This is a genomic window from Amycolatopsis tucumanensis (assembly GCF_021654135.1).
In the GTDB taxonomy this organism is placed as follows: Bacteria; Actinomycetota; Actinomycetes; order Mycobacteriales; family Pseudonocardiaceae; genus Amycolatopsis_E; species Amycolatopsis_E tucumanensis.
On record NZ_JAKGSD010000051.1, the window covers coordinates 29,848 to 49,438 of the forward strand.

23 protein-coding genes are annotated in these 19,591 nt (G+C 71.6%); 15 read left to right on the forward strand and 8 right to left on the reverse strand.

All coding sequences use genetic code 11. The annotated features are described in order from the left end of the window. Nucleotides 1-65: 65 nt before the first annotated feature. Nucleotides 66-3,641: a glycohydrolase toxin TNT-related protein gene (locus L2C96_RS34785; protein WP_237339215.1), complete on the reverse strand. Its 3,576-nt coding sequence runs from the start codon at nucleotides 3,639-3,641 to the stop codon at nucleotides 66-68. A 162-nt stretch (nucleotides 3,642-3,803) separates the two neighbouring features. Between L2C96_RS34785 and L2C96_RS34790 the strand changes: the two genes are divergently transcribed. Beyond that, nucleotides 3,804-4,670 carry a bifunctional methylenetetrahydrofolate dehydrogenase/methenyltetrahydrofolate cyclohydrolase gene (locus L2C96_RS34790; protein WP_020421766.1) on the forward strand — a complete coding sequence of 289 codons (867 nt, stop codon included), beginning with the start codon at nucleotides 3,804-3,806 and terminating at the stop codon, nucleotides 4,668-4,670. Then, nucleotides 4,651-4,947: a DUF3017 domain-containing protein gene (locus L2C96_RS34795; RefSeq protein ID WP_020421767.1), complete on the forward strand. Its 297-nt coding sequence runs from the start codon at nucleotides 4,651-4,653 to the stop codon at nucleotides 4,945-4,947. The genes L2C96_RS34790 and L2C96_RS34795 overlap by 20 nt, the downstream gene beginning before the upstream one ends. Nucleotide 4,948: 1 nt before the next feature. Here L2C96_RS34795 and L2C96_RS34800 read toward each other — a convergent pair whose 3' ends face one another. After that, entirely contained in the window at nucleotides 4,949-6,127 is a 1,179-nt protein-coding gene (locus L2C96_RS34800) for an MFS transporter (RefSeq protein ID WP_020421768.1), read from the reverse strand. Between the two features lie 166 nt (nucleotides 6,128-6,293). Beyond that, the gene (locus L2C96_RS34805; protein ID WP_020421769.1) at nucleotides 6,294-6,494 is read right to left on the reverse strand and encodes a DUF1918 domain-containing protein; all 201 of its coding nucleotides are present in this window, start codon (nucleotides 6,492-6,494) and stop codon (nucleotides 6,294-6,296) included. 137 nt (nucleotides 6,495-6,631) lie between these two features. Here L2C96_RS34805 and L2C96_RS34810 point away from each other — a divergent pair, with 137 nt between their 5' ends. Next, nucleotides 6,632-6,892 (forward strand): metallothionein, encoded by a 261-nt coding sequence (locus tag L2C96_RS34810; RefSeq protein WP_026153780.1) that lies wholly within the window; start codon nucleotides 6,632-6,634, stop codon nucleotides 6,890-6,892. Here the strand turns inward: L2C96_RS34810 and L2C96_RS34815 are convergent, their stop codons facing one another. After that, complete coding sequence (locus L2C96_RS34815; protein ID WP_020421771.1) at nucleotides 6,893-7,465, reverse strand: HhH-GPD-type base excision DNA repair protein; 573 nt, start codon at nucleotides 7,463-7,465, stop codon at nucleotides 6,893-6,895. It abuts the gene before it with no gap. A 25-nt stretch (nucleotides 7,466-7,490) separates the two neighbouring features. Continuing rightward, entirely contained in the window at nucleotides 7,491-7,613 is a 123-nt protein-coding gene (locus L2C96_RS44820; RefSeq protein ID WP_020421772.1) for a hypothetical protein, read from the reverse strand. Nucleotides 7,614-7,779: 166 nt separating this feature from the next. Here L2C96_RS44820 and L2C96_RS34820 point away from each other — a divergent pair, with 166 nt between their 5' ends. The 3 genes from L2C96_RS34820 to L2C96_RS34830 all read left to right on the forward strand — a co-directional run bounded on the left by L2C96_RS34820 (nucleotide 7,780) and on the right by L2C96_RS34830 (nucleotide 10,158). Beyond that, entirely contained in the window at nucleotides 7,780-9,003 is a 1,224-nt protein-coding gene (locus L2C96_RS34820) for an NADP-dependent isocitrate dehydrogenase (protein ID WP_020421773.1), read from the forward strand. 83 nt (nucleotides 9,004-9,086) lie between these two features. Then, nucleotides 9,087-9,743 carry a hypothetical protein gene (locus L2C96_RS34825; RefSeq protein WP_051123642.1) on the forward strand — a complete coding sequence of 219 codons (657 nt, stop codon included), beginning with the start codon at nucleotides 9,087-9,089 and terminating at the stop codon, nucleotides 9,741-9,743. A gap of 97 nt (nucleotides 9,744-9,840) precedes the next feature. Continuing rightward, a complete protein-coding gene (locus tag L2C96_RS34830) occupies nucleotides 9,841-10,158 on the forward strand; it encodes an SH3 domain-containing protein (protein WP_020421775.1) in 318 nt (105 codons plus the stop codon). A 2-nt stretch (nucleotides 10,159-10,160) separates the two neighbouring features. Here L2C96_RS34830 and L2C96_RS34835 read toward each other — a convergent pair whose 3' ends face one another. Next, nucleotides 10,161-10,898, reverse strand: a complete 738-nt coding sequence (locus L2C96_RS34835; RefSeq protein ID WP_020421776.1) for an MBL fold metallo-hydrolase — start codon at nucleotides 10,896-10,898, stop codon at nucleotides 10,161-10,163. 23 nt (nucleotides 10,899-10,921) lie between these two features. On the opposite strand from L2C96_RS34835, the gene L2C96_RS34840 reads away from it, so the two are divergent. From L2C96_RS34840 to L2C96_RS34860, 5 genes are all read left to right on the forward strand, one after another. Beyond that, a complete protein-coding gene (locus L2C96_RS34840) occupies nucleotides 10,922-11,752 on the forward strand; it encodes an exodeoxyribonuclease III (protein ID WP_020421777.1) in 831 nt (276 codons plus the stop codon). Between the two features lie 73 nt (nucleotides 11,753-11,825). Then, nucleotides 11,826-12,239, forward strand: a complete 414-nt coding sequence (locus tag L2C96_RS34845; RefSeq protein ID WP_020421778.1) for a pyridoxamine 5'-phosphate oxidase family protein — start codon at nucleotides 11,826-11,828, stop codon at nucleotides 12,237-12,239. A 36-nt stretch (nucleotides 12,240-12,275) separates the two neighbouring features. Beyond that, nucleotides 12,276-12,755, forward strand: a complete 480-nt coding sequence (locus tag L2C96_RS34850; protein ID WP_020421779.1) for a hypothetical protein — start codon at nucleotides 12,276-12,278, stop codon at nucleotides 12,753-12,755. Beyond that, a complete protein-coding gene (locus tag L2C96_RS34855; protein ID WP_020421780.1) occupies nucleotides 12,752-13,111 on the forward strand; it encodes a hypothetical protein in 360 nt (119 codons plus the stop codon). Before L2C96_RS34850 ends, L2C96_RS34855 begins: the two co-directional genes overlap by 4 nt. 209 nt (nucleotides 13,112-13,320) lie before the next feature. Continuing rightward, entirely contained in the window at nucleotides 13,321-13,623 is a 303-nt protein-coding gene (locus L2C96_RS34860) for a hypothetical protein (protein WP_369794373.1), read from the forward strand. Here L2C96_RS34860 and L2C96_RS34865 read toward each other — a convergent pair. Further along, entirely contained in the window at nucleotides 13,602-14,630 is a 1,029-nt protein-coding gene (locus L2C96_RS34865; protein WP_020421782.1) for a TDT family transporter, read from the reverse strand. The two genes, L2C96_RS34860 and L2C96_RS34865, sit on opposite strands and share 22 nt — an antisense overlap. A gap of 70 nt (nucleotides 14,631-14,700) precedes the next feature. Between L2C96_RS34865 and L2C96_RS34870 the strand changes: the two genes are divergently transcribed. The 3 genes from L2C96_RS34870 to yhjD all read left to right on the forward strand — a co-directional run bounded on the left by L2C96_RS34870 (nucleotide 14,701) and on the right by yhjD (nucleotide 17,709). Beyond that, nucleotides 14,701-15,597, forward strand: coding sequence for a LysR family transcriptional regulator (locus L2C96_RS34870; RefSeq protein ID WP_020421783.1), 897 nt, complete (start codon nucleotides 14,701-14,703; stop codon nucleotides 15,595-15,597). Between the two features lie 13 nt (nucleotides 15,598-15,610). Next, nucleotides 15,611-16,639 carry a tryptophan--tRNA ligase gene (gene trpS / locus L2C96_RS34875; protein ID WP_020421784.1) on the forward strand — a complete coding sequence of 343 codons (1,029 nt, stop codon included), beginning with the start codon at nucleotides 15,611-15,613 and terminating at the stop codon, nucleotides 16,637-16,639. A 65-nt stretch (nucleotides 16,640-16,704) separates the two neighbouring features. Continuing rightward, nucleotides 16,705-17,709 carry an inner membrane protein YhjD gene (gene yhjD, locus L2C96_RS34880; protein ID WP_020421785.1) on the forward strand — a complete coding sequence of 335 codons (1,005 nt, stop codon included), beginning with the start codon at nucleotides 16,705-16,707 and terminating at the stop codon, nucleotides 17,707-17,709. Nucleotides 17,710-17,752: 43 nt separating this feature from the next. Here the strand turns inward: yhjD and L2C96_RS34885 are convergent, their stop codons facing one another. After that, a complete protein-coding gene (locus tag L2C96_RS34885; protein WP_157358774.1) occupies nucleotides 17,753-18,964 on the reverse strand; it encodes a D-alanyl-D-alanine carboxypeptidase family protein in 1,212 nt (403 codons plus the stop codon). A gap of 73 nt (nucleotides 18,965-19,037) precedes the next feature. On the opposite strand from L2C96_RS34885, the gene L2C96_RS34890 reads away from it, so the two are divergent. Next, complete coding sequence (locus L2C96_RS34890) at nucleotides 19,038-19,277, forward strand: SCO4848 family membrane protein (protein ID WP_027936416.1); 240 nt, start codon at nucleotides 19,038-19,040, stop codon at nucleotides 19,275-19,277. Nucleotides 19,278-19,591: the final 314 nt, after the last annotated feature.

Consider the following 19,591-nt stretch of genomic DNA (forward strand, 5'->3'; position numbering starts at 1 on the left):
CACGCTGCGCGTGGCGGCGCACGGCCTGGTGGTCGACTGACCCCGGGCCGCGCGCCGGGCTGGCGTCAGTCGATCGGCGGTTCGCCCGGGTCGAGCTCGATCAGGTCGCCCGAGGCGAGCAGGTCCTCGATCGACGCGGGCAGCAGGTACGCCGCACCGCCGCCGGGCTGGTTGAACCACGGGATCGCGACGCCGGCGAGCGCCTCGATCGGCCGCTGCACCCGGTACACGTGGTACGGGCGGGTCACCCACTCCGGCACCAGCGAGCGCTCCTCGAACGGGGTCCCGGCCGCGTAGGTCAGGTTGCCGTTCGGGCCGCCGAAGCGGTCGAGTTCGCTGCCCGCGGGCAGTTCGCGCATCTCCTTGCCGCGGAACAGCGTCAGCGGCGGCTCGCCGGGCAGCGGCTGGATCGGCCACTGCTGGTTGCCGCCACCGGAGGCCGCCGAGGCCGTGGCCGCCGCGGGGGCGGGCGCGGCCGGTTCGACCCGTCGCGGCGGCGGTTCGCGTCGCGGCGGGGCGGGCGGGGGCGGCGCGACCGGGGGCGCGGCCAGCACCGTGGGCGGCCCGGCCGGGTCCGGTTCGTCGAGGCGGTCGGTGAGGGTGCGCTGCGGGAGGTCGTGCCGCTGCGGCTCGGCCGGTTCCTGGGCCGGGGTGAGCGGCACCTCGGTGGCGTCCATCTCCGGCCGTGCCGGCGGTGTGGTGCGGCCGCCCGGGTTGAGCAGCAGCTTGCCGAGCATGAACGCGGCGGCGTCGTCGGCGTCGCCGAAGACCGCGGGGCTCGTCAGGGCCTCGTCGTACCAGCCGACGCGCCAGCCGTCGTCGACCTTCTCGAGGCTCCAGCCGTGCTCGGCCGGTTCGCCGATGCGGTAGGCCCCGTCCGGAACCCCGAGGTCGGCGAGCTTGGAGCGCAGGTTGTCCAGAGCCGGCTCGACCGGACCGGACGGCTTCGGCTCGGCCGGGCCGGGCGGCGGGGACACCGGGCGGGCCAGCATGGTCGGCGGACCGTCACTCGAGGGCCGCCCCCCGCGCGGCGCCTGCCCCGCGAACGCCCTGGAGCCACCGCGCGGATCGCCACCCCGCTCGAAGCCCGGACGCCCCTCGACGGAGCGGCCATCCGCGCCGGGGGGAGTGTCCTGCTGGTCGTCGTGTCCGGTGAAGGCGCGCTGGTCGGGGCCTTCGTGGCTGGTGAAGGCGCGCTGATCAGGGCTTTCCTGGCCGGTGAAGCCGCCTTGGTCGGGGCCCTCGTGCCCGGCGAAGCCGCGCTGGTCAGGGCTTTCGGGGCTGGTGAAGCCGCGTTGGTCGGGGCCCTCGTGCCCGGTGAAGGCGCGCTGGTCGGGACCCTCGTGGCCGACGAAGGCGCGGCCCTCGCGGCCCTCGGGGCCTTCGGGACCGGCGAAGCCGCGCTGGCCGCGGCCCTCCGGAGCCTCCTGGCCGAAGCCCTCGGAACGGCGGGCGTCCAACCCCGCCGCGGGCACCTGGCCGGGGGCTTGCCCCTCCGGGCCGAAGCGCTCCGTGCCGCGGGGGCCGCGTCCCTCGGGAGCTTCCTGACCGAAGCGCTCCGCGCCGGCGAAGCCGTGCTGGCCGCGCCCCTCGGGCGCTACTTGGCCGTAGCCGCGCGATTCCGGCCCTTCCTGGCGTGCGAAGCCGTGCTGGCCGCGCCCCTCGGGTGCTTCCTGGCCGAAGGCGCGCGATTCCGGCCCTTCCTGGCCTGCGAAGCCGTGCTGGCCGCGCCCCTCGGGCGCTTCCTGGCCGAAGCCGCGGGACTCGGGTCCGGTGCCGTGCCCTTCCTGGCCGAAGCCGCGGGACTCGGGGCCGGCAAGACCGTGCTGGCCACGGCCCTCGGGCGCCTCCTGGCCGAAGCCCCGGGGTTCCGGCCCGGCGCCACGGCCTTCCTGGCCGAAGGCGCGGGGTTCGGGACCGCTGCCCCGCCCTTCCGGACCGTCCTGGCCGAAGCCAGGGCCGGCGAGTCCCTCCTGGCCGGGGATGCCTTCAGAGCCGGCCTGGCCGAAGCGTTCCTGCCCCCGCGCTTCCGGTCCGGGGCGTTCCTGCGGCAGCCCACGGCCCTCCGGGGCTTCCTGTCCGAAGCGCTCCGGCCCGCGAGCCTCGGGGGTGAGCCCATGCCCTTCCGGCCCCTCCGGGCCGGCGAAGCCACGCGCCTCCGGTCCCTCCGGGCCGGCGAAGCCACGCGCCTCCGGTCCCTCCGGACCGGCGAAGCCACGCGCCTCCGGTCCCTCCGGACCGGCGAAGCCACGCGCCTCCGGTCCCTCTGGACCGGCGAAGCCGCGCCCCTCCGGACCGGCGAAGCCGCGCCCCTCCGGGCCGAAGCCACGCGCTTCCGCGCCCTCGGCGCCGAAGCCACGCGCCTCCGCACCCTCCGGGCCGGCACCGCGACCCTCGGCACCAGCCGCACCACGCGCCTCAGCGCTTTCCTGCGCGGCGTACGCCTCGCGGCCGTCCCAGCCCCGGCCCTCCGTGGGCTCCTCGTCGGCGGCCGAACCGTCCCGCGGCTCCCAGGTCGGCTCCCACGGCCGGTCTTCCGCAGCCCCTTCGGCACCACGCGCAGCCCCTTCAGCACCACGCGGCGAGTCCGTGAACGCCTCGCGCGCGTCCCAGCTGCGGGTTTCGTCCCCGGTCTCCTCGGCGGGCTCCGGCTCGGCGTCCTTCACCGCCGGCTGCACCAGCATGGTCGGCGGCCCGGCGTCGGGGTCGATCACCGGTGTCAGCGTGGTCGGCTGCTCAACCGGCTCCGCCTCAACAGCGGGAGCGGGCTCGGCGGGCGGCGGCGCGGCCTGCTCCGGCACCCGGCGCGGCGGCTGCGCGGGACCGCGGTTCAGGTACGCCCCCGCGGCCTGCACGGTCTGCTCCGGCACCTCCGGCAGCGTGTGCCCGGCCGCGGCGATGTGCGCGACCAGCTCGGCCTCCGGCGCGACGCCGTACTCCTGCAGGTAGTAGTTGACCGCGGCGGGCCAGATCCACACGCCGTCGGTGTGGAAGGCCACCGGCACGGTCGCGGCGGGCTGCTGCGCCAGCCGGTCCAGGTCGAACCCGCGCTCGGCGCGCACGACCGGCGCGTTGTTCAGGTACTCGAGCACCCGCTGCTGCTCGTCGGCGTCCAGCTCGGGACGGTTGAGCACCGGGCGGCCGTTCGGCTCGTGGCCGTCGAAGATCCGGGCGATCCGGAAGCGCGGACCGGGCTGCTCGGGCGCCAGGCCTGCCATGCGGCGCATCAGCCACTCCGGCACGTTGTCCTCGGAGCGGGGGAACATCCGCAGCTCGTCGGCGTAGGCCTGCGGCGGGGGCATCAGGTCCCACCGCGGCTCGTCGCGGTCGTACTCCAGGTTGTAGCTCGATGGGTGGTCGAGCTGGTAACGCGCGTTGAACCAGGTGCCGCGGCCCTCGCGGTACATCCCGGCCCGCAACCGGCCGAACAGCGTGGCGATGTCGTGGGTGGCCATCCACTCCTGGGCCGACCCGTCTTCGAGGAGCACCTCACCGGACAGCTCGTGGTAGCGGCCGACCGCCCGGTAGGTCGCGGTCACCCGCCGCCAGTCCCGCGGAGCGGCCCGCAGCAGGGCCAGTCCGATCTGCTTGACCAGGGTGTCCTGCTCGGTCGCGTTCAGCTGGGTCGTCGGTTGCGCCACCAGGCCATTTTGACTGGTCACTGATCCGATTGCACACCACCCGCACCAATAGGGGCAATGACCAGTGCAGATACATCAATCGAGGTACTAAGCGTTTCAGCGGCACTACCCATAGTGTCCTCCGCCGTCCTCGCGTGAGGCCCCGTTCATTCCTTTGCCAGAATGGTGACCGTGACTGCGACGGTTCTCGACGGCAAAGCGACCAAGAACGCCATCTTCGAAGAGCTCAAGCCGCGGGTGGCCGCCCTGGCCGAGCGGGGCGTGACGCCCGGGCTGGGAACCGTCCTGGTCGGCGACGATCCCGGCTCGCACTCGTACGTGCGGATGAAGCACGCGGACAGCGCGAAGATCGGGGTCAACTCGATCCGCCGCGACCTGCCCGCCGACATCAGCCAGGACAAGCTCGAAGCCGTCATCGACGAGCTCAACGCCGACCCGGCCTGCCACGGCTATATCGTCCAGCTCCCGCTGCCCAAGCACCTCGACGCGTGCCGGATCCTGGAGCGCATCGCGCCGGAGAAGGACGCCGACGGCCTCGCCCCGGTCAGCCTCGGGCGGCTGGTGCTCAACGAGGCAGGCCCGCTGCCCTGCACCCCGTACGGGATCCTCGAGCTGCTCAAGCGCCACGACGTGCCCATCGCGGGCGCGAACGTCACGGTCGTCGGCCGCGGCGTCACCGTGGGCCGCACGATGGGCCTGCTCCTGACCCGCCGCAGCGAGAACGCCACCGTGACCCTGTGCCACACCGGCACCAGGGACCTGGCGGCCGAGGTCAAGCGGGCGGACATCGTGATCGCCGCGGCCGGGGTGCCGCACCTGATCAAGCCGGACATGGTCAAGCCTGGCGCCGCGGTGCTGGACGTCGGCGTCTCGCACGTCGACGGCAAGCTCACCGGCGACGTGGACCCGGCGGTCGCCGAGGTCGCCGGGTGGCTGTCGCCCAACCCCGGCGGGGTCGGCCCGATGACCAGGGCGATGCTGGTCACCAACGTCGTCGAGGCGGCCGAGCGTGCACTCGCCACGGCGTAACCGCGCGGCCGTCCTGGAGCAGGTCCCGTTCCTGCTCGTGATGCTGCTGGTGGCGGTCGCGGGCGTGCGGATCTGGCAGTACCACTGGCGGCAGGGCGCCGCGATCATCGGCGGCGCCCTGCTCGTGGCGGCGATCCTGCGGGCCGTCCTGCCGGGCGTGCGGGCAGGCCTCCTGGCCATCCGCGGCCGCCCGGTGGACGTCCTCAGCTACGCCGGGCTCGGCGTGCTCATCCTCTTCCTGGCCTTCACGATCACCGACGGGCCGTTCGGCACCTGAGTCAGGCCTCGGCCATCGCCGGAGTCCGCGTGGCCTCCTCGCGGCGGTCCAGCGAGCCGGACACCACGGCGATCGTCAGGCCCACGATGGCCAGCCCCGCGCCGACCCAGTTCGGCGAGACCAGGCCGAGCCCGCCCGCGATCACCAGGCCGCCGAGGTAGGCGCCGATCGAGTTGGCGACGTTGAAGGCGGACTGCACCGCGGCGGACACCATCGACGGCGCGCCACCGGCCTTGACCATGACGCGGGTCTGCATCATCGGGCCGATCATGAACCCGGCGACGCCGACCAGGAAGATCGTGATCGCCGCGCCGACCTTGTTGTGCGCGGTGACCGTGAAGACCGCGAGCACCGCGGCCAGCGCGAGCAGCGCCACGTACAGGCTCGGCATCAGCGCCTTGTCGGCCAGCCGCCCGCCGAGCAGGTTGCCGATCGTCATCCCGACACCGGCCAGCGCGAGCAGCAGCGTCACCGCCTGCGGGTCGTAGCCGGCGACGTCGGTCATCATCGGCGTCACGTAGGACAGGCAGGCGAACACGCCGCCCAGCCCGAACGTGACGATCGCCAGGGCCAGCCACACCTGCGGGCGGCGGAACGCGCCCAGCTCACCGCGCAGGGAGGGGGACTCGGGGCGGCCCTGGTGCGGCACGAGCTTCGCGATCGCCAGGACGGCGACCAGTCCGATCACCGCGACCACGGCGAACGTGGCACGCCAGCCGACCTGCTGGCCGAGCAGCGTGCCCAGCGGCACGCCGACGACGTTGGCCAGGGTCAGGCCGAGGAACATCAGCGACACGGCCTTCGCGCGGTCGCCTGGCTTGACCAGGCTCGACGCCACGACCGCCCCGGCGCCGAAGAACGCGCCGTGCGGCAGTCCGGCGAGGAACCGGAAGACCACGCCGAACTCCTGGTTCGGCGCGACGGCGAACAGCAGGTTGCCCGCCGTGAACAGCGCCATCATCGCCAGCAGCATCGTCTTGCGCGGCAGCCGGACGGCGACCGCCGTCAGCAGCGGCGCGCCGACGACGACACCGAGAGCGTAGGCGGAGATGAGGTGACCGGCGGTCGGGATGTCCACCCCGAACGTCGCGGCCGTCTGCGGAAGGACACCCATCATGACGAATTCCGTGGTGCCGATACCGAAGGCACCGACGGCGAGCGCGAGCAGCGCGATGGGCACGGTTCTCCTCTCCAGGGTCGTCTGCATCGATACAGTCAACGGACATGAATAAGGACAGCCCATCGCCGTCCATGGCGGCACGAGCTGTCCCTCGACCAGTGTCAACCAGGCGGGAGCCCGATGTCATCCCGCCGGCCGGGTGACCATGACCACGTGCGCGGCCCGGTCAGGCGTTGTGCTCCTGCTTGTCGTGACTGACCTCGCAGTCCGAGCCGGGGAAGATCAGGCCTTCGTGGCCGTCGGCGAAGCGCACGAGGTAGGGCGGCCCGCCGTTCTCCCCGCGGACTTCGACGATCTCACCGCGCTGCTCGGCCGCTCCGACGGTGCGACCGTGGACGAGGATCCGGTCTCCTACGGCTGCGTGCATCACCGACCACCTCCCGCGAAACCAGGGTAAATCGGGCGCGGGGCAATTGTCACTGGACCGGGAATTGATCAAGTTGCCGGGTTTCCGGGAGGCGAGCAGGCTTCCATTCATCCCGATGCGAAAAAGGAGTTCTGGCGATGGCTAGCTGTGTGGTCTGTGGAAACGACTACTGGATGTCCTTCGAGGTCCGGACGGTCAGCGGGGACACCTACACGTTCGACAGCATCGAATGCGCGGCGCAGAAGATCGCGCCGTCGTGCGAGCACTGCGGGTGCCGGATCCTCGGGCACGGCGCCGAGGTCGAGGGCCGGTTCTTCTGCTGCGCGCACTGCGCGCGGGAGAGCGGTTCGGGACTGGGCGCCGAAATCCGCGACACGGTCGGCGCCCACCCCGGCTGATCAGTTCTTCGCGGCGGCCTTGGCGGCTTTCTTGAAGGCGCGGACCTCGGCGAGCGTTTCCGGGCTGACGACGTCGGCGATGGAGCGGCGCGAGCCCTCTTCGCCGTACGCGCCGGAGGCCTCCCGCCAGCCCTCGGGCTGGACCCCGCGCTGCTTGCCGAGCAGGGCGAGGAAGATCCGCGCCTTCTGGTCGCCGTAGCCGGGCAGCTCCTTGAGGCGGCGCAGGACCTCCTTGCCGTCCGGCTTGCCCTGCTTCCAGATCCGGTCGGTCTTGCCGTCGTAGTGCTCGACGATGTGGTTGGCGAGCGCGTGCACGCGGCGCGCCATCGAGCCGCCGTAGCGGTGGATCGCCGGCGGGGTCACGCACAGCTCGACGAACTCGTCGAGGTCGGACTCGGCGATCTTGCGCACGTCGAAGCCGTCCATGCGGTCGGCGATCTTCTTGGGCCCGATGAACGCGGTCTCCATCGCGATCTGCTGATCCAGGAGCATCCCGGTGAGGAGGGCGAACGGGTCCTCGGAGAGGAGCTTGTCCGCGTCGGCGTCACCGGTGAGACGGAGCTTCTTCGGCATGGGCCCATGGTCGCACCCGTGCCCGTCAGCGCGCACTTCCCGACCTGATCAGCGCCTCGGCGAGCGGCTCCAGCAGGCCTGGCCCGGCGTGCGGCAGGTTCAGCACGACCACGTCGACCCCGGCCCACCTCCGCGCCGTGAACCGCATGGCGGGGAACCTGCTCCGCCAGGGGCGTGACTTCTGCCACTTCGGGCCTTTGCGAGACTGAGGTACGTCACCACTTAAGGCGTTCGTCTCCTAATAGCAGTACGCTTGTACCGCATAGACGTGCTGCACAGACACGCGCAGATCCGCGAGAGGAGCACCGCGGCTCATGGCCAAGATCAAGGTCGAGGGCACCGTCGTAGAACTCGACGGCGACGAGATGACTCGCATCATCTGGAAGTTCATCAAGGACAAGCTGATCCACCCGTACCTCGACATCAACCTCGAGTACTACGACCTGGGTATCGAAGAGCGCGACCGGACCGACGACCAGATCACCGTCGACTCCGCGAACGCCATCAAGAAGCACGGCGTCGGCGTCAAGTGCGCCACCATCACGCCGGACGAGGCCCGGGTCGAGGAGTTCGGCCTGAAGAAGATGTGGCGGAGCCCGAACGGGACCATCCGCAACATCCTCGGCGGTGTCGTCTTCCGTGAGCCGATCATCATCCAGAACATCCCGCGGCTGGTCCCGGGCTGGACGAAGCCGATCATCATCGGCCGCCACGCGCACGGTGACCAGTACAAGGCCACCGACTTCAAGGTTCCCGGCCCCGGCACGGTGACCATGACGTACGTGCCCGAGGACGGCTCCGAGCCGATCGAGTTCGAGGTCGCCCGTTACCCGGAGGGTGGCGGCGTCGCGATGGGCATGTACAACTACCGGAAGTCGATCGAGGACTTCGCGCGCGCCTCGCTGCAGTACGGCCTGGACCGCGGCATGCCGGTCTACATGTCGACGAAGAACACCATCCTGAAGGCCTACGACGGCATGTTCAAGGACACCTTCCAGGAGATCTTCGAGGCCGAGTTCAAGGCCGACTTCGACGCCAAGGGCCTGACCTACGAGCACCGCCTGATCGACGACATGGTCGCCGCCTCGCTGAAGTGGGAGGGCGGCTACGTCTGGGCGTGCAAGAACTACGACGGTGACGTGCAGTCCGACACTGTGGCGCAGGGCTTCGGCTCGCTGGGCCTGATGACCTCGGTGCTGCGCACGCCGGACGGCAAGACCGTGGAGGCCGAGGCCGCGCACGGCACGGTCACCCGGCACTACCGCCAGCACCAGCAGGGCAAGCCGACCTCGACGAACCCGATCGCGTCGATCTTCGCGTGGACCCGGGGTCTCGAGCACCGCGGCAAGCTGGACGGCAACTCCGAGCTGGTCGGCTTCGCCAACAAGCTCGAGCAGGTCGTCATCGAGACCGTCGAGAGCGGCAAGATGACCAAGGATCTGGCGCTGCTCGTCGGCAAGGACCAGCCGTTCCAGACGACGGAGGAGTTCCTGGCGACCCTGGACGAGAACCTGGCGGCGAAGATCGCACAGGGCTGAGTCCGCGTTTTTCCGGCCACTGCGAGAGGCCCGGTCACCGCACGGTGACCGGGCCTCTTCTTCGTCCGCCCGCGGTCTCGGGTATGACTGCGCGGGTGCAGGTGATCCACCCCGACGACCACGTCTGGACGCTGACGCGCCGCTTCGCGCCGTGGAAGCGCGTGATCCAGCCGATGAACATCGCGTCCGGCGAGTACGACCGCTACCGCGCCGTGCGGACCGATCCGCGGCGCACACCGTCGGAGTGGCGCCAGGAGCGCCGGGAGCAGCGCAAGGCCAAGGACCGGGAGATCCGCGGCTGGGAGTGGCTCTACCTCGCGCCGCTGCTGCTGGTCGCCGGGCTCGCCGGGCAGGCGCTGGAAGCGGTCGTGGCCGGCGTGCAGCTCCTCGTCTGGCTCGTGCTCGTGCCGTTCGCGCTGCTGGAGATGCTCGCGCAGCTGCTGTGCGGGCTGGTGCTCGGCGCGTTGCGGCTGATCGGCGCCGCGCGCAGCCGCCTGGACGTGGTCTGCCGCGTCCCTGGGGACCGGATCGTCTCGCTCACCGTCCTGACCGTCCGCGGGGCCGGGGCGGCCGAACAGCTGGCGAAGGCCCTGTCCGGTCACCTGTGGCAGGCCCAGCGCCCGTTCGATCCGTACCGGGATCCGGTCGTCGTCGCCCTCCTGGCCCGCGCCGGCACTCACGTGGTGCGCCACGACAGCGTCTGGCAGACCGTTTCGTCACCGAGCGTGCCCGCGTCGTGACGCCTCTCGGGTGGTTCGCCCGCGCGGGCCTGTCGGGGGTGCTGAAGTGTGGCTACCCTTACCCGGAACGCGCACTTTCAGCTGGTGAGGAGCACCCGTGTTCCTGGGCATCCCCAAGCGGGCACTGATCATCGTCGCGATCCTGGCCGGCGTCGGGCTGATCTACGTGATGGGCAGCGACAAGCAGGTCTCGGAGGGCGCCACCGGCGGCGGCTCTGGCGGCTGCCGCGTGACCGTCACCGCGGACGTGCTCAACGTGCGGGCGGCGCCGGACACCGGTGCGGACATCGTGGGCAAGTTCAACCAGAACGCCGAGACCGACGCCCAGGCCGAGGTCCAGAACGGGTTCCGCAAGATCGCCGAGAACAAGTGGGCGAAGACGGAGTACCTGCAGCCGGTCAGCGGGAACTGCTGACCTCAGAGCGCCACGACCAGACCCTCCTCGGCGACGATCACCTCGCCGCCGAACACGGCGCGCGCCTGCGCCGCGGAGATCGCCCGATCGCTGCCCGGCCAGAAGTGGGTCAACAGCAACCGGCGCGCGCCCGCGGCAGCCGCCCAGGTCGCCGCCTCCGTGGCGGTCATGACGCCGCGCGGGCTGCCCGGCGGGGGTTCTTCCTGCAGTGTCGCGTCGGCGATGAAGAGGCCGGTGTCGCGCGCCAGTTCACGCAGGGCCTCCGTCGGTCCGCAGTCGCCGGTGTAGGCGACGGTGAGGCCGGGCGCCGCGAGGCGCACGCCGTAGTCCGGCACGTGGTGCGGCAGCGGGAACGGGGTCAGGGAGAACGGCCCGACCCGCGCCGGACGGCCGAGGTCGTGCACCTCGAACACGGTCGCGGGGTCCGGCCGGGGCTCCAGGGCGCGTAGGACGTCCAGCACACCCGGCTCGCAGTAGAGGGGGATCTTGGGCGCGTCCGGGGCCTCGTAGTGCCGGACGCGGGCCAGTGCGCTGAGGTCCACGCAGTGGTCCGGGTGGCGGTGGGTGACGATCACGGCGTCGACCTCGCCGTGCGGGCAGTGCTCCAGCAGGGCGCCGACGGTGCCGTAGCCCAGATCCAGTACGACGCGGAAGTCCTCGTGCGTGAGGAGGAAGCCGGCGCACGCGCGGCCCGGCTCCGGCCACGCGCCGCAGCTGCCGAGGACGATGAGCTCGCTCATGGCAGCAGTGTCCGGGAACGTCGGTGGCGGCCGGTAGCGTGCTGGGCGTGTTCACCGTCTCCACAGTCAACGTCAACGGCATGCGCGCCGCCGCCAAGAAGGGGTTCGTCGAGTGGCTCGCCGCCAGCGGGTCCGACGTCATCCTCTGCCAGGAGGTGCGCGCCGAGGCCGGGCAGCTCCCCAAGGACGTCGTCGCGCCGGCGGGGTGGCACGCGCACCACGCGCCGTCCGCGGTGAAGGGCCGCAACGGCGTCTCCGTCTACAGCCGGGCCGAGCCGTCGGAGGTCCGCGTCGGCTTCGGCGAGGCCGAGTTCGAGGACAGCGGGCGCTACCTCGAGGTGCACCTGCCCGGCGTGGTCGTGGCCAGCCTGTACCTGCCGAGCGGCGACGTGGGGACGCCGCGCCAGGACGAGAAGGAACGCTTCATGGCCGCGTTCCTGCCGTACCTGGTCGAGCTGCGGGGCAAGGCCGAGGCGGCGGGCTGCGAGGTCGTCGTCGGCGGTGACTGGAACATCGCGCACGCCGAGATCGACCTGAAGAACTGGAAGGGCAACCAGAAGAACTCCGGCTTCCTGCCCGAGGAGCGGGCCTGGATGAGCCGCGTGTTCGGCGAAGCCGGGTACGTGGACGTGCAGCGCAAGCTCGACCCGGAGGGGCCCGGCCCGTACACGTGGTGGTCCTACCGCGGCAAGGCCTTCGACAACGACGCCGGCTGGCGCATCGACTACCTGGTCACGACGCCCGGCCTGGCCGAGAAGTGCACGTCGGTGGTGGTGGAGCGGGCGCCGAGCTACGAGCTGCGGTGGTCCGACCACGCCCCGGTGACGGCGACGTTCGACTTTTCTCCGGAATAGCCGGAATGTCCGGATGAACACGGGTGTTGTCCCTGGCACACCGACTGATTGGGGGCAGCTCGTGTCATTCGTGATGACCGCTTCCGAGCGTGAGGATTTCCTGGCCGGCGTGCACATCGGCGTGCTGGCCGTCGAGCGGGACGGAAGGGCGCCGCTGGCCGTGCCGATCTGGTACGACTACCGGCCCGGTGGCGACGTTCTGCTGTGGATGGAACGCGGGACGGTGAAGGAGAAGCTGGCGCGCAAGGCGGGCCGGCTCAGCCTGACCGTGCAGAACGAGAACTGGCCGTACAAGTACGTGACGATCGAGGGACCCGTCGTGGCCAACGACGACCCGCCGACGCGCGAGGAGGCCCTCGCGATCACCGCCAGGTACCTCCCGGAGCCCGACGCGCGCGCCTACGTGGACGACGCGCTGGGGGAGAAGTCGCTGCTGGTCCGCGTGCGCCCGGAGAAGTGGCTGAGCAACGACCAGAGCAAGTCCTGACTCGCCGTCGCAGTAGTTCGCAAGTAGTTTGAAACTATGACCGCACCGGAGGTCAACCTCTCCGACCTGCTCAACAAGCCCAAGGACACCTTGAGCAAGCTGCGGCGTGCCCGGACGCTGCGGGTGCACCGCCGCGCGGCGGACGAGGAAGACCTCGTCCTGACCACGTCGAGCCGGGCCGAGCAGGCGGACGAAGCCGCGTCCGCCACCACCCGGCTGTTCCTGGCGCTGATGAAGCACGACGACCAGATCCGGTCCCTGGTCACCGAGGTCGTGCCAGACGCCTTCCCGTGGGTGCGCTTCCTGCCGCGCGAGGACGTGCAGGCCTTCGTCGTCGAACTCGTCGACGCGCTCGAAGGTGCGGAGGCCTTGCGCAATCCGGCTCCCGTGGCTCAGGTCATCACCTCGTGGCGGCACACGGCGGAGGTCTACGCCGATCCCGAGCTGCTCGCCGTGCTGCAGCGGGACGGAGACGACTTCGGCCCGGTCCCAGCTCCGGGGGCAGCGGACGCGTGAGCCCCAAGCGTGGTGACCCGGTCGCTCCGCCTGCCGTCGGCGGCGAGTGGGAGATCCGGTTCAGCACCACGGAAGCCGTCAAGGGCCGGCACGAACTCGAAGCGGCGGCCCGGGGGAACCTGCGGAAGGCCTGGGAGACCATGCGGACGGACCCCGGTCCGGGCCCCGGGAAGCCGACCAGCCGCCACCACCAGCTCAAGGGCGGACTCGCGCACGGGACGCACCAGGGGCGCAGCCTCCCGCGGTGGCAGTTGGAGGTGACCGGCGCGGCCCGGGTCTGGTACCTCCTCGACGAGCCGCGGCGGACGGTCTGGGTTCAGCACGCGGGCGTCGGGCACCCGAAGCAGACCGACTAGCGCGAGCCGTCTGAGCTGGCACGTCGTGCTTGGTGCTGGTTCGGGTGTGGCCCCCGTGTCCCCGGCACTCCGTTGGGCGCTACTCTCTGCCCCGCACGTGATCAAAAACGATCGGCCTTGACACGGTCGGTAGTTTTCACGCTGGTAACCGTCGCCCATTAGGGTGACGCACACCTTGGAACGGCAGTCTCGTCTCAGGAGGCACACCGGTGCGCAACCGAACAGTGCACGTACTGCGGGCCGGCCTGGTCCTGGCGGTCTTCGCGACCGCGACCACCACCGGCGTCGCCGCGGCGTCGCCGGCCACCCAGGCCGAACCGACCGGCGTCTCGTTCGGCCTGCTCGGCCCCGTCGGCCTCGCCGCGGTCCTGCTCGGCATCATCGGCATGGCACTGGGCATCGTGCGCCAGCGCCGCAAGGCCCAGGCGGAGGCCGTCGTCCCCGTCGTCGTCGAGGCCCCCGAAGAGCCCACGCGCCCGGCCCTGACCCCCTACCGGCGTCCCCAGGTCTGACCCGTCCGCAGTACGACGGTTACCCAGGCGCCCACGAGCAAAACGTAGAGCGCCACCGCGGCCCCGCCGAACAACGCCGAACCGGTCACCGCGGCCAGCGCGCTCGTGCCGGTGACGCAGGTGCCGACGGGGAACGTGAAGCTCCACCAGGTGAGTGAGAACGGCATCCCGGCGCGCACGGTCCGCAACGTGACCGCCGCCGCGATCGCCAGCCACAGCATCGCGAACCCCCACGCGGCGAGGCCGTAGAACAACCCGAACGCCTCCGCCGCGGCCCCGAACGGCAGCACCCCCGGCGCGGCAGCGCCCAGCAGGTTCGCCGCGGTGATCGACTGGCCCAGCGGCCCCAGCACGATCCACAGCGCGGGCACCCGGGCGGCCTCCGTCCCCGCGGTCACCAGCCGGTGCCAGATCTGCGGCAGCAGCACGACCGTGGCGAACAGGCTGATCCCGAACATCGCGTAGCACGCCAGCAGCAGCGCCAGCCGTGGCTGCCCGGCCGGCAGGTGCGGCACGAGCGCGGCGCCGGTGGCCGCCGAGACCATCGGCGGCACGACCGGCATCAGCCAGCCCGCGAACGGCTCCGCGGCCGGGATGCGGCCGGTGATCATCCGGTACGGCACGCCCACCGCGGTCACCAGCCCCAGCGCCGTGCCCGCGGTCCACAGCACCGCGCCGGCCACCAGCGCCGGGCCGGTGCCGATCCAGTCCCGGCCAAGGGCCACCGCGCCCGCGCCGATCGTCAGCAGCGCCATCGGCGGCGCGCCCCAGAAGTGCACCAGCACCGGGTCGCGCAGGTGCCGGTGCTGCCGCCGCCGGTCCGCGACCAGCTGCCAGACCAGCACCACCAGCCACACCGCGGCCAGCGCCCACACGACCGTGACCACCGGCCGCAGCACCGACAGCGGCGCCGGGAGGGCAGTCGCGACGATGCCGCTGCCCATCACGGAAGCGAACCAGTTCGGGGTGGTGCCGGGGCGGGACAGGCGCGGCGCGCGTTCGAGCATGCCTCCACGTTCGGTCCACCACGCCGCATCCGGTAGGGATCACCGGCCGATGAGCTCATAACCTGTGTCTATGCCCCTGCGTGTCACCGACCTCGCCGGCTTCGAGCTGCTGCTGTCCGTCGCGCAGCTCGGCAGCATCGGGGCGGCCGCGCGTGCCCACGGGATCTCGCAGCCCGCGGCCAGCGCCCGGATCCGCCAGCTGGAGGCGCAGATCGGCGTCGCGCTCGTCGACCGGTCGCCGCGCGGCTCCCGGCTCACCGACTCCGGCGCGCTGGTGGCCGACTGGGCCCGGCCGGTCGTGGAGGCCGCCACCGACCTGGAAGCCGGGATCGCCGCGCTGCGCGCCCGCCGGGACGAGCACCTGCGCGTGGCGGCCAGCCTGACCGTCGCCGAGTACCTGCTGCCCCGGTGGCTCGCCGCGCTGCGCCGCCTCGACCCGGGCACCGCGGTGGCGCTCACCTCGGGCAACTCGGGGGAGGTCGCCGCGCAGGTGCTGGCCCGCGAGGTCGACCTCGGGTTCGTCGAAGGGCCGGACCTGCCGGCGGGACTCGAGGCCGAGACGGTGGCCGTCGACGAACTCCGGCTCGTCGTCGCTCCCGGCCACCCGTGGGCCCGGCGACGGCGGCCGACGCGGGCGGACGAGCTGGCCGCTACGCCGCTGATCAGCCGGGAACGCGGCTCCGGCACCCGCCGCGCGCTGGAAGTCGCGCTGGCGCCCGCGGAGCTGGCCGAGCCGCTGCTGGAACTTTCGTCGACGACCGCGATCAAGTCGGCGGTCATGGAGGGCATCGGCCCGGCCGTGCTGGGCGCGCACACCGTCGCCGCGGAAATCACGGCGGGCACGCTCGTCGCCGTCGACGTCGGCGGACTCGACCTGCACCGCGAGCTCCGGCTGGTCTGGCGCGCTGGGTCGCGGCTGCGCGGCCCGGCGGCGGACCTCGCTGCGATCGCCGTCCGCGGGGCCTGAGACAATCAGGGTCGTGTCCGAAGCGCCAGAAACCACCGCCCGCCCGCGCGTGCTCTCCGGGATCCAGCCGACCGCCGACTCGTTCCACCTCGGCAACTACCTCGGCGCCCTCCGGCAGTGGGTGCGCATGCAGGACACGCACGAGACCTTCTACATGGTCGTCGACCTGCACGCGATCACGGTCGAGCAGGACCCGAAGGTGCTGCGGCAGCGCACCCGCGTCTCGGCCGCGCAGCTGCTCGCGCTGGGTGTGGACCCGGAGCGCAGCGCGTTGTTCGTGCAGAGTCAGGTGCCCGAGCACGCGCAGCTGTCCTGGGTGCTGGAGTGCCTGACCGGGTTCGGCGAGGCCAGCCGGATGACGCAGTTCAAGGACAAGGCCGCCAAGCAGGGCACCGACCACGCGAGCGTCGGCCTGTTCACCTACCCGGTGCTGATGGCCGCGGACATCCTGATCTACCAGGCGGACGCGGTGCCGGTGGGCGAGGACCAGCGCCAGCACCTGGAGCTGACCCGCAACCTGGCGCAGCGGTTCAACCAGCGCTTCGGCAAGACGTTCACCGTGCCGGAGCCGCACATCGTGCAGGGCACGGCGAAGATCTACGACCTGCAGGACCCGGCGGTGAAGATGAGCAAGTCGGCGTCCTCGCCGAACGGCATCATCGAGCTGCTGGAGGACCCGAAGCGCTCGGCTAAGAAGATCCGCTCGGCGGTCACCGACACCGGCCGCGAGGTCAAGTTCGACCGGGAGAACAAGGCCGGCGTGTCGAACCTGCTGTCGATCTACTCGGCGCTGACCGACCGCACGATCGCGGACCTGGAGGCGGCCTACGAGGGCAAGGGGTACGGCGACCTGAAGAAGGACCTGGCCGAGGTCCTGGTCGAGTGGGTCACCCCGATCCAGGAGCGCGTCCAGTCCTATCTGGACGATGTGGCCGAACTGGACAAGGTCCTGGCCCGCGGCGCGGAGAAGGCGCGCGAGGTGTCGTCGCGGACGCTGGCCCGGGTGTTCGACCGCGTCGGATTCCTGCCGCCCGCGTCCTGACGTCCACAGTGGACTCGCCCCGGCCCCGAATTGCGAGGTCGGGGCGGGGTCGTTAGCGTTTTCCCGTGGCGGAAGAGAAGGAAAAGCTGGTCCCGCGGCTGCGCCGGAAGTACCCGTGGCTCGATCACCTGGTGCGGGCCAACGACGCGTTCGGTGAGCGCTACGGCAACCACTACGCGGCGGCGATCACGTATTTCAGCGTGCTGTCGTTGTTCCCGCTGCTCATGGTCGGGTTCTCGATCGCCGGGTTCGTGCTGGCGAACAACGAGGCCGCCCTGAACGAGCTGCGTGACGGGATCGTGTCGTCGACGCCGGCGGGCATCGGGGACTTCGTCGCGAACATCGTGGACACGGCGTTGAAGTCGCGCGGCGGCACGGGGGTGTTCGGTCTGCTGCTGGCCCTGTACTCGGGGATCGGCTGGATGAGCAACCTGCGGGACGCGCTGACCGCCCAGTGGGGACAGGAGAAGAAGAGCCGCCCGATCGTCTCGACGACGATCAAGGACCTGCTCGCGCTGGCCGGGCTCGGGCTGGCGCTGGTGGTGTCGTTCGGCCTGACCGCGATCGGCGGTGGGGTCGGCAACCTGATCCTGCGGTGGGTCGGCCTGGACGACCAGGGGTGGGCGGTGTTCATCCTCCGCCTGGCGACGATCCTGTTGTCGCTGCTGGCGAACATGCTGGTGTTCCTGTGGGTGCTGTCGCGGCTGCCGCGGGAGAAGGTGTCGGCGCGCAGCGCGATCAAGGGCGCCGCGATCGCCTCGGTGGGTTTCGAGGTGCTGAAGCAGGTCGGTTCGATCTACCTGGCGAGCGTGACCAGTTCGCCGAGCGGGGCCCTGTTCGGGCCGATCATCGGTCTGCTGGTGTTCGCCAACCTGGTGTCCCGGTTCCTGCTGTTCGTGACGGCCTGGACGGCGACCGCGCGGGAGAACCTCGTGACGACGGTCGAGCCCCCGCCACCGGCGGTCATCCGCCCGACGGTGGAGGTGCGGCGCGGCCCCGGCGCGGGCGCCGTGGCAGGAGCGTTCAGCGCCGGTGCGATGCTGGCCTGGCTCGGCCGGCGCCGGCGGTAGCAGCGCGGCTCCCGCACAACAGCGCCGGCCGGTCCGAAGGCCGTCAGTAGGCCTGCGGCCCCTGCCCCTTCTTGCGGTGGTGCCCGATCACGAACCCGGCCACGATGATCACCGCCACCACCAGCGTCAGGATCCACCCCGTCACTCCGAACGGATCCTTCTCCCCGGCGGCGGCCCCGGCGTCGGAGACACCGGCGACGTCCGAGGTGCTGCCCGCGGTCTCCTCCGACACGACGGGCGACACCAGGTGCCCGACGGGCGAGGCGTTGGACCGGGCCAGCGCGAAGCCGTAGTCCAGCAGCGCCTTGGCCTGGTTCACCACCGGGGTCGGGCGGTTCTCGGCGCGCATCAGGACCACTGCGACGCGACGGCCGTTCTGCTCGGCGCCGCCGACGTAGGTGTGGCGGGCGTCGTCGGTGAAGCCGGTCTTGCCGCCGAGGAACCCGTTGTAGGTGCCGAGCAGCTTGTTGTCGTTGACGATCGAGAACGCCGGTTTGCCGGGCTGCGCCGGGATCTGGACTGCGCGGGTCGCGATCGAGTCGGCGAACTCGGGCTGCTTCATGGCGTAGTTGAAGATCAGGCTCATGTCGTAGGCCGACGCCGACATGCCCGGGCCGTCGAGGCCGGACGGCGTCGCGGCGCGGGTGTCCGTCGCGCCGAGTTCCGCGGCCAGCTCGTTCATCTTCCGCACGGTCGCAGGCACCCCGCCCAGCGCGGTCGCGAAGGCGTGGGCGACGTCGTTGCCGGAGTGCATCAGCAGGCCGTGCAGCAGCAGGTCGACGGTGTAGCGCCCGCCCGCGACGAGGCCGACGCAGGTGCACTCCTGGCTGGCGTCCTCGACCGTCGGGACGATCACCTGGTCCGGCTTGAGGTCGCGGATCACCACGAGCGCCAGCAGCGTCTTGATCAGCGACGCCGGGCGCTGCCGGGCGTGCGGGTTCTTCGCGGCGAGCACCTCGCCGGTTTCGAGGTCCTGCACCACCCAGGACGCGGCGGTGGTGTCGGGCGGAACGGCGGCGCCGGACGGGTAGACGACACCGCACTCGCCCATCCGAGCCCCGCCGACGGCCGCCTTGGGCACCGGAAGGGGAGCGGGCGAGGCGACGCCGGGCGGTGGCTGTTCGGAGGTGTCCACCGGCGGGGGTGGCACGACCGCGTCAGGGCAGACGGCGGGAGCGGCCGCCGCGGTGCCGGCGAACGGCACGAGACCGGACAACACAACCAGAACGAGGGAGAGCAGAAAACCGCGTCGCACCAAAGCAGGCTAGAGGACGCGCGTACCGGTTCCCCGGCGCGGCGCCCTGATCCGATCGGGGGATACTCGGAGCATGTCTCGACGTGTGGCGTGGTTCCTGCTGGCTTTCGGGATCTGGTCCTGGGTCATCTGGATCACGTTCGTGAAGAACCTGTGGGCCAGCGAGAACTCGTGGGGGCCGGACGGGTCGGCCACCGGGTTCTTCGTGGTGCACCTCATCCTGGCGATCGTGAGCTTCACGCTGGGAACGATCATCGGGATCATCGGATGGCGCGGGCTGCGCACGAAGCGCCCCGAAAAGGTCGACGCCTGACCGGCTGGCAGTGGGTGCTGGAGCATCGCGCCGCCGAACGTGCGGGGTAGCCGCTTGCGGTGAGTGGATAGCTCTCCTGGAGAAGGGCGTCCCGTAGAGCCGGCCCGGCGCGGCGCTGTCGCGACATGGCTAAGCGCCGCCAGGCTTGATCCCGCCCCCGCTGTCGAACGACCGGCGGGCCGAATTCGTCGGCACCCTGGCCACGCTTGCCCGTGCGCTCGGCTTCACCTTGGAACCCGCCGTCGCGCGCGGGCCGTTGCCCACCGTCTTCCGGAAGTAGGCGGAACCCATCCGTTTGCGATCGCATCCAAGCG